14 protein-coding genes are annotated in these 15,642 nt (G+C 70.1%); 8 read left to right on the top strand and 6 right to left on the bottom strand.

Features of this window, described 5'->3' with window-relative positions:
• Window positions 1–233 precede the first annotated feature (233 nt).
• The 5 genes from ACQPZW_RS45770 (at window position 234) to ACQPZW_RS45750 (ending at window position 4,644) form a co-directional block, all read left to right on the top strand.
• Window positions 234–980 carry a calcium-binding protein gene (locus ACQPZW_RS45770; protein ID WP_433792243.1) on the top strand — a complete coding sequence of 249 codons (747 nt, stop codon included), beginning with the start codon at window positions 234–236 and terminating at the stop codon, window positions 978–980.
• 229 nt (window positions 981–1,209) lie between these two features.
• Window positions 1,210–1,629: a hypothetical protein gene (locus ACQPZW_RS45765; protein ID WP_433792242.1), complete on the top strand. Its 420-nt coding sequence runs from the start codon at window positions 1,210–1,212 to the stop codon at window positions 1,627–1,629.
• A gap of 281 nt (window positions 1,630–1,910) precedes the next feature.
• Window positions 1,911–2,639, top strand: coding sequence for a hypothetical protein (locus tag ACQPZW_RS45760; RefSeq protein WP_433792241.1), 729 nt, complete (start codon window positions 1,911–1,913; stop codon window positions 2,637–2,639).
• A gap of 8 nt (window positions 2,640–2,647) precedes the next feature.
• Complete coding sequence (locus ACQPZW_RS45755; protein ID WP_433792240.1) at window positions 2,648–4,018, top strand: primary-amine oxidase; 1,371 nt, start codon at window positions 2,648–2,650, stop codon at window positions 4,016–4,018.
• Window positions 4,019–4,077: 59 nt separating this feature from the next.
• Window positions 4,078–4,644 (top strand): DUF305 domain-containing protein, encoded by a 567-nt coding sequence (locus ACQPZW_RS45750; RefSeq protein ID WP_433792239.1) that lies wholly within the window; start codon window positions 4,078–4,080, stop codon window positions 4,642–4,644.
• Here ACQPZW_RS45750 and ACQPZW_RS45745 read toward each other — a convergent pair.
• Together ACQPZW_RS45745 and ACQPZW_RS45740 are read right to left on the bottom strand one after the other, a co-directional pair.
• A complete protein-coding gene (locus ACQPZW_RS45745) occupies window positions 4,633–5,094 on the bottom strand; it encodes a GNAT family N-acetyltransferase (RefSeq protein ID WP_433792238.1) in 462 nt (153 codons plus the stop codon). The two genes, ACQPZW_RS45750 and ACQPZW_RS45745, sit on opposite strands and share 12 nt — an antisense overlap.
• 30 nt (window positions 5,095–5,124) lie before the next feature.
• The gene (locus tag ACQPZW_RS45740; RefSeq protein ID WP_433792237.1) at window positions 5,125–5,628 is read right to left on the bottom strand and encodes a DUF2199 domain-containing protein; all 504 of its coding nucleotides are present in this window, start codon (window positions 5,626–5,628) and stop codon (window positions 5,125–5,127) included.
• 116 nt (window positions 5,629–5,744) lie between these two features.
• Between ACQPZW_RS45740 and ACQPZW_RS45735 the strand changes: the two genes are divergently transcribed.
• On the top strand, window positions 5,745–6,989 hold the full coding sequence (locus ACQPZW_RS45735) for a GAF domain-containing sensor histidine kinase (protein WP_433792236.1): 1,245 nt from the start codon (window positions 5,745–5,747) through the stop codon (window positions 6,987–6,989).
• Here the strand turns inward: ACQPZW_RS45735 and ACQPZW_RS45730 are convergent.
• From ACQPZW_RS45730 to ACQPZW_RS45720, 3 genes are all read right to left on the bottom strand, one after another.
• On the bottom strand, window positions 6,918–9,164 hold the full coding sequence (locus ACQPZW_RS45730; RefSeq protein WP_433797831.1) for a bifunctional polysaccharide deacetylase/glycosyltransferase family 2 protein: 2,247 nt from the start codon (window positions 9,162–9,164) through the stop codon (window positions 6,918–6,920). The two genes, ACQPZW_RS45735 and ACQPZW_RS45730, sit on opposite strands and share 72 nt — an antisense overlap.
• 56 nt (window positions 9,165–9,220) lie before the next feature.
• Complete coding sequence (locus ACQPZW_RS45725) at window positions 9,221–9,793, bottom strand: hypothetical protein (RefSeq protein WP_433792235.1); 573 nt, start codon at window positions 9,791–9,793, stop codon at window positions 9,221–9,223.
• Between the two features lie 506 nt (window positions 9,794–10,299).
• Window positions 10,300–11,886 carry a dolichyl-phosphate-mannose--protein mannosyltransferase gene (locus ACQPZW_RS45720; RefSeq protein ID WP_433792234.1) on the bottom strand — a complete coding sequence of 529 codons (1,587 nt, stop codon included), beginning with the start codon at window positions 11,884–11,886 and terminating at the stop codon, window positions 10,300–10,302.
• A gap of 76 nt (window positions 11,887–11,962) precedes the next feature.
• Here ACQPZW_RS45720 and rsmI point away from each other — a divergent pair, with 76 nt between their 5' ends.
• Window positions 11,963–12,820: a 16S rRNA (cytidine(1402)-2'-O)-methyltransferase gene (gene rsmI, locus ACQPZW_RS45715; RefSeq protein ID WP_433792233.1), complete on the top strand. Its 858-nt coding sequence runs from the start codon at window positions 11,963–11,965 to the stop codon at window positions 12,818–12,820.
• A 31-nt stretch (window positions 12,821–12,851) separates the two neighbouring features.
• On the opposite strand, the gene ACQPZW_RS45710 is transcribed toward rsmI, so the two are convergent.
• Window positions 12,852–13,688, bottom strand: coding sequence for a hypothetical protein (locus ACQPZW_RS45710; protein ID WP_433792232.1), 837 nt, complete (start codon window positions 13,686–13,688; stop codon window positions 12,852–12,854).
• 132 nt (window positions 13,689–13,820) lie between these two features.
• Between ACQPZW_RS45710 and metG the strand changes: the two genes are divergently transcribed.
• Entirely contained in the window at window positions 13,821–15,626 is a 1,806-nt protein-coding gene (gene metG / locus ACQPZW_RS45705) for a methionine--tRNA ligase (protein WP_433792231.1), read from the top strand.
• The last annotated feature ends 16 nt before the right edge of the window (window positions 15,627–15,642 follow it).

Here is a 15,642-nt window from a genome sequence, read left to right as displayed (position 1 = left end):
CGAGGCGACCGGCCCGTTCATCGTTTGACCGTCAGATCGGTTGCGGACGCGATGCCGGGGCACTCTCGCCGTCGTGCATTCGCCAGGCGGGCCGCGGCTCGTTGGCCTCGGATGACGCCGGATCGCTGAAGCCGCCGTGACTATGTCTCCGCCGGCTTGGCTCGAAAACGGGAGATGAGTGGGGCTCGTGTCCTCATAGGATCTGTGTATCAGCAGCTAGGGACGGGGTTCCGATGTTCAGTCTCAACCGTAGGAAGCTGGCCGCGATCGGCATCGCGGCTGCCGCCACGACTGCCTTCTTCGCTTCGCCGGCGCAGGCCGCCTCGGCTGCCAAAGCCGAGGTCGTGGGGAAGAGCGGCACCGTCGTACGGTTCACCGCGGCTGCCGGTCAGGCCAATTCGCTCGTCATCACGATCTCCGGCCGCACGATCACCCTGAACGACACGGTCGCCATCAGGGCCGGCAAGGGCTGCAAAGCGGTCAAGGGTGACAAGACCAAGGTCAAGTGCACCACCGCGAGGAAGCCGACGGGAATCGACGTAAGCCTCGGTGACAAGAGTGACTTCGTCGACAACGACACCGCAGTCGCGCTGACCGCGGACGGTGGTTCCGGCAACGACACCGTCTTCGGTGGAACCGGGAAGGACACCCTCCGCGGCGGTACCGGGATCGACGATGTGCAGGGTGGTTCCGGCAACGACACCCTGTACGGCGGCACCGGTGACGACCATGTCGAGGGCGGCCCGGGCAAGGACAGGATCTACGGCCAGGCCGGCAACGACGACCTGATCGGCGGCGACCTCGACGGCGAGCTGTCCGACAGCGGCGACACCATCTACGGCGGCACCGGCAGTGACTTCCTGCTCGGTGGATACGGCAACGACACCCTGTACGGCGGCGCCGGCAACGACAACCTCGCGGGTGGCGCCGGCAAGGACAAGCTGGTCGGTGGGGCCGGCAACGACACCGTCACCCAGTAATCGCGTTCACCAATGGCCCGGTCCGGCCACCGATCATCGGTGGCCGGGCCGGGCCATCGGCCATGAAACGGGAGGGTGGCACGGGGCGCCGGCCGGGCGCTGGGCGCGGTGGAGGGAGGACGCGTCCGCACGGTGCCGGCGGCGTCACGAGCCGGTCCGGGGAAACGTCCGTGATGTCGTCACGGGTGGTCCTACGCTGGCGATCGTGCGCGTGAGTGCCGTACCCCTGGTGGCTTTGCTTCTGTTGACCGCCTGTGGGCCGTCCGCGGAGCAGATGGCCGTGCCGACCGCCTCGCCCGTCATGTTGTCTCCGGAGGAGACCGCGGCCACCGCGGCCGCTCAGAACATCGTCGCGGATGCGCAGGTGCTCGATCGGGAGAATCCGTTGCGTCGTGAGGACCCGAAGTCCGAGTGGGAGGCCGGCCGGTACCGGCTCATCGTGTCCTGCTCCGGCAACGGTGTTCTCCGGGTGGGGTTCCGGATCGGCGCGACGCTCGCGGAGCAGGATCTGCGGATCTGTCAGCCGGCGGGCGGGTTCGGCGCCATGGACCTCGAGGTCTCCGCGGACAGCGCGGGGCATTCGGTGGAGGTGACCGCGATCGACGACGCGAGCGGTGCCGTCGCGTACGCGGTGCGCCGGAAAGGGTGACGGCAGGACGGCGGGGGTCGAGATCCGGGCCCGCCGCCGGCAGGCTGCCGGGCGGGCGGCGTCGTGAATGCCACCGCCGGAGGAGATGGCACGAATGTGGTAGACAAATACCGTTACCAATAAATTAACCGAGCTGAGCTGCGCGTACGCAAATGGCTCGATGAGCAGGGCGATCGTTGATCCGCACATTGTTGATTAGATGAACTTCGCATTTTGCTTCACGTGAATCTCACTCTCCTTCCGTAAATGTCCATGCGGACGCGACGGGAGGGAACAGAAGAGTGGTTCGATTCAGACAGTGGGCCTGGGGGCTGAGCATCGCGACGGCCTCGGCCGTGACGGCCTTCGGGGTCGCCGCATGGCAGGCGAACGCCGCGCCGACCCCGCCCACCCCGACGGTGGCCGCCGAGCAGCCGCACGTCTCCGATCCCAGCCCGCTTCCCGAGGCCGCCACCGGCAGCGGAAGTGATGCGCTGACCAGCGGCGAGGTCGAGAAGGCCCGGGCCGTGGCGCTCACGCCGCAGCTCGCCTCCGGTGCCGAGGACGTCACCGGCAAGGCCGGGCCGGAGTACCTGTCGGCCGAGGTGGACGCCGAGGCCGGCGGACGGCAGGCCGAGCTGTACTACTACGACTACCGGACGGAGAAGCTGTTCAAGCAGGTCGTCGACCTGACCACGGGCAAGCTTGCGAGGTCCTTCTCGGCCGGCGGGATGCAGCCGCCCGCGTCCGCGCAGGAGACCAGGACCGCGTTGGAGCTGCTGGTCGCCGACCCGCTCGGCAGCGGTTTCAAGGAGGAGTACCGGAAGGCGACCGGAAAGGCGCTCAACGGTACGGACGGCCTCGTGCCCACCGCCCACATCTACACGGCGAAGCCCGCCGACCAGGGGGCGAGCCAGTGCGGCCGGAGCCGTTGTGTGCAGCTCATCGTGCAGACCGAGGACGGGCAGTTCCTCAGCGTCAGCGAGTTCGTCGTCGACCTCTCCGGGCGCACGGTCGCCCGCCTCAAGTGAGGGCCAGCATGTCGTACCGCAAGTTCGTGGGCGCGTCGGCGCTTCTGACCGTGGCCCTGCTGGGCGCCGCCGTACCGTCCGCCGCGCAGGCCGCCGCGCCGGTGTTGCCGTGCAGCACGGCCTCGACGGTCAAGGAGACGCTGCCGAACGGCACCACCTGGCAGATGTGCTGGCGGATCCACGACAAGGCGGGGCTGATCCTGGAGAAGGTCTTCGTCTCCACGAAGCGCAACCCGGAGCCGGTGCAGGTGCTCGACTCGATCCGGCTCGCCCAGTTGCACGTGCCGTACGACACCGGCGACATGGAGTTCGACGATCTGACCGATCTGGGCATGGGTGGGTACTACCTGGAGACGCTCGACGGCGACGACTGCAAGGGCGGTTCGGCCCGGCTCGGGTCGGACGGCTCCGGGGCGCCGAAGCAGCGCAAGGTGCTCTGCGTCAGCGCCGAGCCCTCCGGCCTGGCCTACCGCGGGCGTGAGGAGTCCTGGGACGGGGAGACGAACGTACTCTCCTCCCGGCAGGGTCACGACCTGGTGCTGCGCACGATCAGCAAGCTGTCCTGGTACGAGTACGTGACCGAGTACCGCCTGCACGACGACGGTCAGATCTCGGCTCGTCTCGGCGCCACCGGTGACCTGGCTCCGAGCACGGAGGCGGACGCCGCCCGTGGCTGGCCGATCGGCAAGGGCGGCGATTACAAGGCGACGATGCACTACCACAACGCGTTCTGGCGGGTGGACTTCAACATCGGGGGCAAGGGCGGCGAGCGGGTCGACCAGTACGACACGGCGCTCGACGGCCGTGGTGAGGTGACCGCCAAGTTGAAGACCACGCGCACCGCGATCGCCAAGGAGGGCACGCTCTCCAAGGTGAACCAGCGGTGGTGGCGGATGACCAGCCAGTCCAGCAAGAACACCGACGGGCACCTGCGCTCGTACGAGCTGGTCACCGGCGGCGACGACCGTTACGAGGGGCACCCGGAGACGAAACCGGATGTCACCTTCAGCCAGAAGAGCCCGTGCGAGAAGTACGCGAGCGGTAACGCCTCCGACCCGGAGTGCCCGCCGGATCTGCGTACCGTCCTGGATTTCGTCAAGGACAAGCAGAAGCTGACCGACCCGGTGATGTGGGTGCGGGTGGGTTTCCACCACGTGCCGCGTGACGAGGACCAGAGCCCGATGCCGATGCACTGGCAGGGTTTCGACCTGGTGCCGCGCGACTTCACCGCGATGAACCAGCTGACGCCGGACGAGCGTACGGGCCAGAACGGCGACCCGCAGCCCGAGCCCGAGCCCGAGCCTGAGCCCTCGGGCCCGCAGCCCTCGTCACCGCAGTCCTCGTCCCCGCGGCCCTCGCCGTCGGGCGTGGGCGGCTGAACCGCGGCCGGCCCGGCCCCGACGGCCGGGCCGGCCGCGCCGTCCGGAGGGAGTCTTCGATGATCCGCCGTTTCGCCGCGGTGCTCAGCATCGCGGCCACCGGTCTGACCGTTTTCCTGCTGCGTGACGCCGGCGCCGTCGAGCCGGTGCGCCAACCGGTGTCGCAGGAGACGCCCCGCGCCGTCGACGAGCATTTCGCGCGGATGATGGTCGCGCATCACGAGCAGGCGGTCGCGATGAGCCGCACGCTGATCGCCAAGGGCGACGTCCCGGAGCGGGTCCGCCTGATCGCCGAGTTCATCGAGCGGGACCAGCAGCGTGAGATCGACGTGACCGACGAGTGGCTGACGGCGTGGGGCCGCCCGGCGACCGGCCCGACCGAGGCCGGCGCGGAGCACGGCATGCTGACCGCCGCCCAGCTGGCCGAGCTGGACCGGGCCGACGCGGAGGCGGCGCCGTCCGTCTATCTGCGGCTGATGATCGAGCACCACCGCGGCGCCATCACCATGTCCCGGTCACTGCTCGACGCCGGTGGCGGTAACGCGTACATCCGCGGCATGGCCAAGCACGTGATCAACGAGCAGTCTGCCGAGAACGAGGCGATGGCCGCCCTGCTAGGGCTGTGACAGGTCGCGGACGGCCACGGTCTCCCCGTCGACCAGCTCGCCGGTGGTGCGGAAGCCGAGGCGGGCGTAGAACGGGGCCGGGCCGCCCTCGCGGGCGTGATAGGTGACGTAGGCCCGCGTGCCGCCGCGGGCGCGGATCTCGGCGCAGACGGCCTCGACGGCGAACGAGCCGTAGCCCTTGCCCTGGTGGCCGGCGGCGATGTTGAGGCGCCACAGGCCGGAGCGGCGGTCCGTGTCGTCCGGGTCGCTCCAGGGGATGTCGAGGAACGCCATCACGAAGCCGACCAGCTCGTCACCGTCGTAGACGAGGCGCGGCCAGGCTTCCGCGCCGAAGACGTACGCCTCGGCCAGGGACTTGACGACGGGCGCGACGAGGTCGGCCTGGTCGGGGCGCACCTCGATCTTGAGGGCCGCCTCGTAGTTGCGGGGGTCGATCGACCGCAGTTCCATCAGGGCAGGCTAGCGGGGCGGACGGGCAGGCTAGCGGTGCAGGTGGAAGGAGGCGATCTCCTCCACCCGGGAGCGGGTGATGCCGGCGAGCTGTTCGACGGCGAGCGGGTGCCCGGTGGGCTCGAGCTCGATGTACGGCAGCTGGCCCACGGCCCGGGTGTGCACGTTGGTCCGCAGGTTGAGCGTCGACGGCTCGTACCCCGCGATGATGTTGGAAAGCCAGCCGAAGTAGGGCGGCTCCGTCTCGCGGCCCGGCTGCTCCCAGACGTCGACGGCGCGGGTGAAGCTCGGGCGGCTCAGGGACACCCACATGCTGTACGTGAAGACGTCGCCGGTGTCCCACACGGGCAGCTCGATCAAGCCGCGGACGAAGAACTGCTCGCCGCTGATGACGCAGATGTCGGAGTCCAGCAGGCAGCCCTCCTGGCCGGCCATCTCCGGCTGCCAGTACTCCGGCGCAGGGGCGGAGAAGTCGAGCGGCGGGCCGTCGTGCAAGGCGCCGCACGTGCCGCAGGCGAACTGCTCGGTGCTCATGGCCGCGAAGCATATCCGCTTGTCAGGAGCCTGCGGGCAGCGCCAGTTCCGGGAGAAATGCGTAAATTGCTACTTTTGAGTGGTACCTCTGAGACAAGTCTCGGAGGTGACGCCCCATGAAAGCACCACTGCCCGACAACGAGATCGAGCGGTTGGCCGCCCTCTACTCGCTCGACATACTCGACAGCCCACCGGAGAAGGACTTCGACGACATCGTCGCGCTCGCCGCAGGAGTGTGTGAGGCCCCGATGGCAGCGGTCAGCCTGGTCGACGCGGACCGGCAGTGGGCGAAGGCACAGACCGGCATCGAGGTCGCGGAGACTTCGCGGGACGTATCGTTCTGCGCCCACGCCATCCTGGGCCGCGACCTGATGCTGGTGCCGGACGCCCGCGAGGACGACCGGTTCGCCGGCAACCCGCTGGTGACGGCCGAGGACGGGATCCGCTTCTACGCCGGCGCGCCGCTGCTGACCACCGACGGGTTCGCGCTCGGCACGCTCTGCGTGATGGACACCAAGCCCCGGCGGCTGGACGTGGAGCAGCAGCAGGCTCTGCGCGCGCTGGCCCGCCAGGTCACCGCCCAGCTGGAGCTGCGGCGGTACGCGTTCGCGCTGGCCAACACGACGGCGCGGCTGCAGGAGCTGGAGCGCCGCAAGGACGACCTGGCCGGACTGGTCGGCGGGGAGCTGCGGTCGTCGCTGCGGCTCATGTCGGCGTACCTGGAACGGCTCGGCGACACCGGATACCACGACGCCGAGATGGGCGATCTGGTCGCGCGGGCCACGGCGGCGCACTGCCGCGGCTTCCGGGAGCTGATCGACCACCTGACCACGATGGCCGATGCCGGGCTCGGCGGGGAGAGCCTGCACATGCGGCAGTGCGACCTGACCCGGGTCACCCAGCGGGCGGTGGAGGCGATCCGGCCGATCGCGGCCAGCAAGCACATCTGGATCCTCAACCAGGCGGGCGGCCCGTCGCTGCCGATCATCGCCGACCCGGTCCGTCTGGAGCAGGTGCTGACGCACCTTCTCTTCGCGGCGGTCAAATACACGCCGGAGGGCGGCCGGGTCCGGGTGGGCACGGAGATGGAGTCCGGCCCGACGGTACGGCTGGACGACATGGACCTGCCCGACGGGTTGCGACCCGACCTGTTCCCGCACCTGTACTACGGCGCGATCGCCAACGCCGCGGACGTGCCCGGCCCGGATCGGGGACTGGCCGTGGCGAAGCGGATCCTGGACGCCCACCACGCCACGGTGGCCCTCTCCGACCGGCCGGGGGACGGCACCTCACTGCACGTCGTGTTCCCGTACGCGTCGATGGATCCGGCCGATCTGATCCGGGACCTGGCGATCGCCTGAGCCCGGCGCCCGCCCGTCCCCGATCGGCTGCAGTTCGACCGGGGACGGGCTCACGGGTCGCTTCTGGGCCGGCACCCGCACGGCGACCGCGGCCGGTGGTGACGCCAGCCCGGAGCGGTCGAGTTTGTGCCAGCGCAGGCGCCCGCCGGTCAGCGCGGTGGTCGCCGACTGGAGCAGCACGAGGTACATCAGTTGCCGGTAGGCGAACTGCTGAAGGGGAAGCTTGACCAGCGGTCTCCAGGACTCCCGGTCCATCCGGAACGCGACCGCCGCCGTGAGCAGTTGCAACGCCAGCATGCCGAGCCAGGCGATCGCGGTCTCCCTGAGCTCCCAGAAGACCAGGCCGTAGACGAGCATGACGTCGACGACCGGGGCGAGCATCGGCAGCGCCAGCCCGAAGAGGGCGAGGAACGGCAGGCCGACCCGGCCGAACCGCCCGGACGTCCCGGAGTCGGACAGCGCCTTCCGGTGCTTCCACATCGCCTGCATGGTCCCGTAGCTCCACCGGTACCGCTGCCGGTAGAGCTGCTCCATCGTGGTCGGCGCCTCGGTCCAGGCGCGGGCGTTCTCCTCGTAGACGACCCGCCACCCGGCCCGGCACAGCGCCATGGTCACGTCGGTGTCCTCGGCCAGGGTCTCGTCACTCACGCCGCCGACCTGCGCCAGGGCCTGCCGGCGGAACGCGCCGATCGCGCCGGGCACGGTCGGCATGCAGTTCATCACCTCGTAGAGGCGGCGGTCCAGGTTGAAGCCGATCACGTACTCGATGTGCTGCCAGAGGGCGACGGTGGTCTCCCGGTTGCCGACCTTGACGTTGCCGGCGACCGCACCCACCGACGGGTCGGCGAACGGCTGGACCAGCAGCCGCAGCGACTCGGGCTCGAAGACCGTGTCGCCGTCGACCATGACGATCAGGTCGTGCCGGGCCATCGCGACGCCGGTGTTGAGGGCGTTCGGCTTGCCGCCGTTGGGCACCCGGACCACCCGCACGTTCGGCAGGCCCATCCGGTCGACCAGGTCGGCGGTGCCGTCGGTGGAGCCGTCGTCGACCACGACCACCTCGATGTCCGGGTGGTCGCCGCACGCCAGTGACCGGACCGCGGCCTCGATGCCCTCCTTCTCGTTGTAGGCGGGCACGATCACCGACACCGGCTCGGTGACCGGTGGACCCCACCGCCACCCGGGTCTGCGGCGCTGCCGGGCATGCCGGGTGGCGAGCAGGAGAAGCAGCAGGGTACGCCCGATGGTCAGCACCCCGACCACCACGAACAGCACGGCGATCGCCGTGACCAGGCCGTCGGCGATCGCCACGGTCCACACCACCGCGGCGCCCCGCCAGGTGTCGCCGGACTGCGCCTCCGGGTTGAGCGGCAGTGCCGGGAGCGAGCCGGCCTGCGCGGTGATGCCCAGGTTGAGGCCTTCGGTGACGGTGGTGAACCGGTAGCCGCGAGCCTTCATCAGCGGGATGAACCGGTCGAGGGCCGCGACGGTCTGTGAGCGGTCGCCGCCGGCGTCGTGGAACAGGATGACCGCCGACTGGTCGCCGGCCGGGGTGGCGTCGGCCACGATCCGGTCGGGGCCGGGACGCTGCCAGTCGTTGCTGTCGGTGTCGTTGACCACGACCAGGTAGCCGAGCGCGCCCGCCTCCTTGATCAGCTTCCAGTTCACCTCGTCGATCGCGGCGTTCTTCGACGAGTAGGGGAACCGGGCCAGATGGGTGCGCACCCCGGTGGCCCGGGCGATCGCCATCCGGGTCTGGGACAGCTCGAGCTCGCGCCGCCACGGCGCCAGCCGCTGCATGTTGGGGTGGGTGAAGGTGTGCAGGCCCAGCTCGTTGCCGTCGTCCACGATCCGCTTGGTCAGCTCGGGGTTACGGGCCACCTGCGAGCCGACCACGAAGAAGGTGGCGTGCGCGTCGTGCCGGCGCAGCACCTCCAGGACCTTCGGCGTCCACACCGGATCGGGGCCGTCGTCGAAGGTGAGCGCGATGGTGCGCTCGGGCAGCCGGGTGGTGCTCTCCTGGCCGCCGGTGGTGTTGATGATCGGGCCGCCGCGCAGGATCGCCGACGGCACCCCGGCCTGGTCGCCGACCTCGTCCTGGATGTGGTCGCCGGTGAACTCGGCGTTGACGTAGGCCTGCACGATCAGCACCGCCACGAAGAACCCGGCCAGCATCGAGCCGAGCAGCACCCGTGGGCGGGGCAGGATCCGGCCGCGGGGTCGCCGGCCGCTCACGGCAGCGGCTTGTTCGGCGGCGTGACGGGGGTGACCGGCCCGGTCGTGGTCGGGTTCGGCTCGACGGTGGGCTGCTGGGTCGCGGACGTGGACTCGATCGGTCGGGGGGTCGGGCTGCCCGAGCTGGCCGACGGCGTGGGGCTGGGCTTCGCCGACCGGGCCGACCGGGCCGACGCCGTGGCCGATGCGGAGGTGACCGGCCGGCGCTGCTCCCCGCCGTCGCGGACCGCCGACTCGGTCCGGCGTGCTGGTGAGACCGACGGCGTCGGTGCCGGGGCCTGCGTGGGACGCGGCTGTGGCTCCGCCGTGTCCACGTCCTCGTCGTCGTCGAGCCCGGGCAGTGGCAGCACGGCACTGGAGCTCAGCGGCCCGCCGGCGAGGCTGATGCCGACCAGCCCGCCGTAGGCGACGAGAAGGACACCGAAGGCCAGCGCGACCCGCCGGAGGAGACGGCTGCGCCGGCCCGTGGAGTCCACGAACACCGGCGCGGGTTCCGGGACGGCGATGACTTCCGTCTCGGCCGCGGCGATGTCGGTGTCGGGCGGGGTGTGGGCTTCCTGCGATGTCACCCGGCGAAGCCTAAGAACATTTATTGCGATCTTGGCACGAATCACCCCTAAGGGGGACCGCCGACTGATCACATGAAATGGGACGAATGGTCTTTGGCCCGGTGGGGACCGGTGCGTCCGCGCAGCGCGACCATTCCCTGAGCTGTGGCGCGGCGCGCGGGGAAAGGAGGTTACGTCACCACGCCCGGCAATTACTGTCGTATTCCTGACTCATTTATCGAGCATTTCTCGCAAAATGAAATAATACTTACGTCAGCATAAAGGCTTAATGTCCGAATCCCTGCGATGATGGGATCGACGCGACAATCACGCTGGACCACCCGTTGTGCGGGACATCTCCGCTCGTTAAGCTCTCCTTGCGCGCCCCAATCGCCCGCTTCCCCCGTGGCAGGCGATCGGGGCGCGCCCTTTCGTGGCAGGCCCTGTCGTCCCGGTGCCGAGAAAACGAGCCGGCACGAGAAAACGAGCCCGGCCTCCGAGAGACCGGGCTCGAGGGCGAGGCTCCGCTAGATCCAGCGACCGCCCAACCACATCCGCACCGACCAGTCGTCGTACGGCATGACCGTGCCCACGAAGATCGGGTGGAAGTAGGCGAAACAGAGCGCCACCAGGATGACGTAGGTGCTCACCACGACGGTCCCCACCAGTTGCCGGTCGGTCCGCGCAGCGCCTGATGTCATCCCGCTCGTCGGCGTCATGATCGCCCCGAGGACGTAGACCACCGCCAGGATCAGGAACGGCAGCGCCGGCATGGCGTAGAAGGCGAACATGGTCCGGCCGTCCTTGACCGCGAAGTAGAACCACGGCAGCAGCCCGGCCACCACGCCGGTCATGATCGCGTAGGCCCGCCAGTCGCGCCGGGCCACCCCGAACCACGCCATCACGCCGAGCGCCGGCAGGAACGACCACCACAGGATCGGCGTGCCGACCAGCAGGATCTCGGCGGCGCAACTGGCCGCGCCACAGCCGCCGGCCGAGCTCCAGTAAAACGCCACCGGGCGGCCCAGCAGCAGCCACTGCCACGGCCACGACTGGTAGGTGTGCTTCTGCGTCAGTCCGGTGTGGAAGCGGAACGCTTCGTCGTGGTAGTGGGCCAGGTTCTGCAGCGCCCCGATGATCGGCGGCTCGCTCCACCCGTTGTCGGCCCGGTAGTGCCGGAAGTAGCCGTTGTCGGTCACGAACCAACCGGTCCAGCTGGCCAGATACACCGCGAAGACCAGCCCGAAGGTGAGCGCCAGCCAACCGATGTCACCGAGGATCCCGGCGATGATCGGGCCGCGCACGCCGGCTGAGCGCCGCGCCTGAGCCCGCCAGACGAACACCAGCGCGGCGAAGAACGGGGCGAAGAACAGCGCGCTCCACTTGACACTGCAGGCCATGCCGAAGGCGACCCCGGAGGCGAGCAGCCACCACGGGATGAATCGCGGGAGGTGCGGCGTCGCCGACGGGTCGTACCCGTTCTCCAGGGCCCGCTGCCAGCTGCGCCGGTAGTGGTCGCGGTCGAGCACCAGGGCGGCGAACGTCATCAGGATGAACAGGCCGATGAAGATGTCCAGCAGGGAGGTGCGTGACAGCACCATCTGGAAGCCGTCCAGCGCCATCAGCAGGCCGGCGATCCCGGCCAGCACGATCGAGTGGAACAGCCGGTAGGCGACCCGGATGAAGATCAGCACCATCAGGGTGCCGGCGACCGCAGTGGAGAACCGCCAGCCCAGCTCGGTATCGGTGCCGAAGGGGATCTCACCGAGCGCGATCAGCCACTTCCCGAGCGGGGGATGCACCACGTACGCGGCGGTGTTGTTCTTCTCGTCCCACTCGATGCCGTGCTGGAGCATGTCGGCCGCGTCGGTCGGGTAGTACACCTCGTCGAAGATGTAACCCTTGGGCTTGTCGACCCCGGCGAAACGCAGGATCCCGGCGATCACCGTGATCACCACGGTGACCAGCCACGAATACGGGTCGAAGCTCCGGTCCAGCGTCGACAGGCGCCGCCGGACGATCTCTGGGATGGCTCGCCCACCCCGGTACGGCTCCGTCTCAACTCCGGAGTCCGCGGTGGTGAGTTCTGTCTCAGCTGTGGCCGCCGTCGTCACCCCGCGATCGTAGGCCCCGTCGCTGAGAACGTAGGCCCGCCGTCGGCGCGTCCTGTCATGTGATGGACTTTTCGCCATGCCACATGGAGAAGAAGCCGGCGGACGGGTCGTGCTCGTCGGCGCCCCGCTGGGTAACACCGGCGACGCCTCGGCACGCCTGCGCGACGTCCTGGCCTCGGCGGACGTCGTCGCGGCGGAAGACACCCGGCGGCTGGCGAGGCTCGCCCGTGACCTCGGCATCACCGTCGGCGGGCGGATCGTCTCCTACTTCGAGGGCAACGAGGAACGGCGTACCCCCGATCTGGTCGACGCCCTGCGGTCCGGCGCCGTCGTCGCCGTGGTGACCGACGGTGGCATGCCGAGTGTCTCCGATCCCGGATACCGGCTGGTCCGCGCCGCGCTCGACGCGGGATTCCCGGTCACCGCCGCGCCCGGGCCGAGTGCGGTGACCACCGCCCTGGCGCTCTCCGGCCTGCCCAGCGACCGGTTCGTCTTCGAGGGCTTCCTGCCGCGTTCCGGCTCCGGGCGCCGCGCCCGGCTGCGCGAACTGGCCGCCGAGCCGCGCACCCTGGTCTTCTTCGAGGCCACGCACCGGATCGTCGGCGCGTGTGAGGATCTCGTGGCGATCTTCGGCGCCGACCGTCAGGCCGCGATCTGCCGCGAGCTGACCAAGACCTACGAGGAGATCCGCCGCGACACCCTCGGCGCGCTGGCGGCCGGCGCCGCCGCGGATCCGCCGCGCGGCGAGATCACCCTGGTGGTGGCGGGCGCGCCGGCCGGGCCGGCGGCCGCACCGGACGACGACGAGTTGCGGGCCGAGGTGGCCGAGCGGGAGGCGGCGGGCGCTTCGCGCCGCGACGCGATCCAACAGGTGGCCGACGCTCACGGCCTGCGCAAACGCGCGGTCTATGCCCTGGTCCACGAAAACCGCTGAGGACGTACGGGCCACGCGCGCCCGTCCGCGCTCAATAGGCGGCGATCAGGAACCCACCCAGCATCAGCACCGGCCCGAGGAAGCTGGCGATCATCGCTCCGCGCCGGGCCGGGCGCGACGGCAGCCGCCGTACCCCGGTCGCCTCGGCGATGCCGTAGCCGCAGGCGAGCACCAGCAGGAACCCGAGCGCCCACCGCAGATGCACGAGCGCCCCGGTCGAGGCGGCGTATGCCTGGTCGCTCCCGGAGCTGACCATCCGGGCCGGGGAGATCGCTCCCGGCCGCCGGCCGTCCCCGGCGACGCCGAGCAGCGTGACCGGGGCGACGGCGAACTCCTCGGCGGCGAACTGCCCGACACATCGCTGGGTCAGCCCGCTCCCGTGACAGCTCGTGGTGATCGCGTACCCCCGGTCGCCGTGCCCGACCGCGAGCCAGAACGGCTCCGCGCTGACCCAGCCGAAGAACGCCGCCACCAGGCTCAGCACGACCAGCCAGAGAAGCGCGGAGATCGGGTTGCCGGCCGGCCGGCGCGGTCGCACGACCGGCTCGTCCGCCGGGTCGTCCACCTCGGCGGCGGCCCGCTCCTCCTCGCTCATCCAGAACGGCGAGTTGGCCAGCCGCTCCTCCACCTCGGGCGCGGCCCGTACCTCCGCGTGCGGGCCTCCGACGGGGCGGGCGGCCGGCTCGATGATCATCAGCTCGCCGGTCGTGGCGGGCCGGTCGGCCGGCCACGGCGACGGGAGCTCGGCGGTGGCCTGAGCCGGTTCGGCGCCCGGTTCACGCCACCAGGCCTCCCCGGTGCCCGGCAGCGCCCACGGGCCGCCCTGTCCGTGAGGTGTTTCCCCTGGCTGCGGTGGGTTTCCGGTCACCTGCCCATCTAACGCCGCGGTCGTGCGCGGAGCACGTCACTGATCGGGCGTGTCGGGACAAATCGGCAGCTCAGCGCGGGAGGTGGTTATCCGTTCGCGGGCCGCCGCGGGCGGTCACTACGCTTGTACGTCATGAGTCACGTTCTCGCCGCGGTCGCCTGGCCCTACGCCAACGGCCCGCGCCACATCGGTCATGTCTCCGGCTTCGGGGTGCCCTCCGACGTTTTCAGCCGGTACATGCGGATGGCCGGCCACGACGTGCTCATGGTCTCCGGCACCGACGAGCACGGCACCCCGATCCAGGTCCAGGCCGACGCCGACGGGGTGACCCCGCGGCAGCTCGCCGACCGCTACAACCGGGTGATCGTGGAGGACCTGCACGGGCTGGGCCTCTCCTACGACCTGTTCACCCGCACGACCACGCGCAACCACTACGCGGTCGTCCAGGAGCTGTTCGAGGGGCTGCACCGCAACGGCTACATCGTCGCGCGCACCACGCTCGGCGCGATCTCCCCGTCCACCGGCCGCACCCTGCCCGACCGCTACATCGAGGGCACCTGCCCGATCTGCGGCTACGACGGCGCCCGCGGCGACCAGTGCGACAACTGCGGCAACCAGCTCGACCCCGAGCAGCTGGTCGACCCGCGCTCCCGGATCAACGGCGAGACCCCGCAGTTCGTCGAGACCGAGCACTTCTTCCTCGACCTGCCGGCGTTCGCCGAGGCGATCGGGAGCTGGCTGGACCACCGGGAGAACTGGCGGCCCAACGTGCTGAAGTTCTCCCGCAACCTGCTCGACGACCTCCAGCCCCGGGCCATCACCCGTGACCTGGAGTGGGGTGTCCCGATCCCGCTCGACGGCTGGCGTGACCGCAACGACAAGCGCATCTACGTCTGGTTCGACGCGGTCATCGGCTACCTGTCGGCGTCCATCGAGTGGGCACGGCGCACCGGTGACCCGGAGGCCTGGCGGCAGTGGTGGTCGGCCGACGCGCAGGGCAAGGACGCGCTCGGCTACTACTTCATGGGCAAGGACAACATCGTCTTCCACTCGGTGATCTGGCCGGCCCTGCTGCTCGGCTACTCCGGTGCGGGCGACAAGGCCGGCGTCCCCGGTGACCTGGGCAGGCTCAACCTGCCCACCGAGGTCGTGTCCAGTGAGTACCTGACGATGGAGGGCAAGAAGTTCTCCTCCTCCCGCCGGGTCGTCATCTACGTGCGCGACTTCCTCGAGCGGTATGACGCCGACGCCCTGCGCTACTTCATCGCGGCTGCCGGCCCCGAGTCCAACGACACCGACTTCACCTGGGCCGAGTTCGTCCGGCGCAACAACGACGAGCTGGTCGCCGGCTGGGGCAACCTGGTCAACCGGTCGGTCTCGATGGCCGCGAAGAACTTCGGCGAGATCCCGGCCGCCGGCGAGCTGACCGAGGAGGACCGCGCGGTGCTGGCGGTGGCCGAGGCCGGCTTCACCGCGGTCGGCGACCTGATCGGCAAGCACCGGCAGAAGGCGGCGATCGGCGAGGCGATGCGGGTCGTCGCCGAGGCCAACAAGTACCTCTCCGAGCAGGCCCCGTGGAAGCTCAAGTCCGATGAGGACAAGCCACGCCAGGCCACCGTCCTGCACGTGGCGCTTCAGGTGGTCAGCGACGCGAACACACTGTTGACCCCGTTCCTGCCGCACTCCGCACAGAAGGTGTTCGAGCTGCTCGGCGGTGTGGGCGTGCACGCGCCGATGCCGCGGATCGAGGAGGTCGAGGACCTCGACGGCGGTCCGTCCTATCCGATCCTGACCGGTGACTACACCGTCGGCGCCCGCTGGGAGTCGGTGCCGCTGGTCGCCGGCACCCCGCTGGCCGCCCCCAAGCCGGTCTTCCGCAAGCTCGATCCGTCCGTTGTGGACGAGGAGCTGGCCCGCCTCGGCGGCGAGGACTCCTGACCGAACGGATCGTCTT

The sequence above is a fragment of the Actinoplanes sp. CA-252034 genome (assembly GCF_050956125.1).
Taxonomy (GTDB): Bacteria; Actinomycetota; Actinomycetes; order Mycobacteriales; family Micromonosporaceae; genus Actinoplanes.
The sequence above is the reverse complement of the archived record's forward strand: the minus strand, read 5'-3'. Positions and strand labels throughout refer to the sequence as shown.

What these genes read in the sequence shown, in the direction of transcription:
- ACQPZW_RS45770 (WP_433792243.1), top strand. Translation starts at nt 234, where the DNA reads ATGTTCAGTCTCAACCGTAGGAAGCTGGCCGCGATCGGCATCGCGGCT.
- ACQPZW_RS45755 (WP_433792240.1), top strand. Translation starts at nt 2,648, where the DNA reads ATGTCGTACCGCAAGTTCGTGGGCGCGTCGGCGCTTCTGACCGTGGCC.
- ACQPZW_RS45750 (WP_433792239.1), top strand. Translation starts at nt 4,078, where the DNA reads ATGATCCGCCGTTTCGCCGCGGTGCTCAGCATCGCGGCCACCGGTCTG.
- ACQPZW_RS45745 (WP_433792238.1), bottom strand. Translation starts at nt 5,094, where the DNA reads ATGGAACTGCGGTCGATCGACCCCCGCAACTACGAGGCGGCCCTCAAG.
- ACQPZW_RS45740 (WP_433792237.1), bottom strand. Translation starts at nt 5,628, where the DNA reads ATGAGCACCGAGCAGTTCGCCTGCGGCACGTGCGGCGCCTTGCACGAC.
- ACQPZW_RS45735 (WP_433792236.1), top strand. Translation starts at nt 5,745, where the DNA reads ATGAAAGCACCACTGCCCGACAACGAGATCGAGCGGTTGGCCGCCCTC.
- ACQPZW_RS45730 (WP_433797831.1), bottom strand. Translation starts at nt 9,164, where the DNA reads ATGCTGGCCGGGTTCTTCGTGGCGGTGCTGATCGTGCAGGCCTACGTC.
- rsmI (WP_433792233.1), top strand. Translation starts at nt 11,963, where the DNA reads ATGCCACATGGAGAAGAAGCCGGCGGACGGGTCGTGCTCGTCGGCGCC.
- metG (WP_433792231.1), top strand. Translation starts at nt 13,821, where the DNA reads ATGAGTCACGTTCTCGCCGCGGTCGCCTGGCCCTACGCCAACGGCCCG.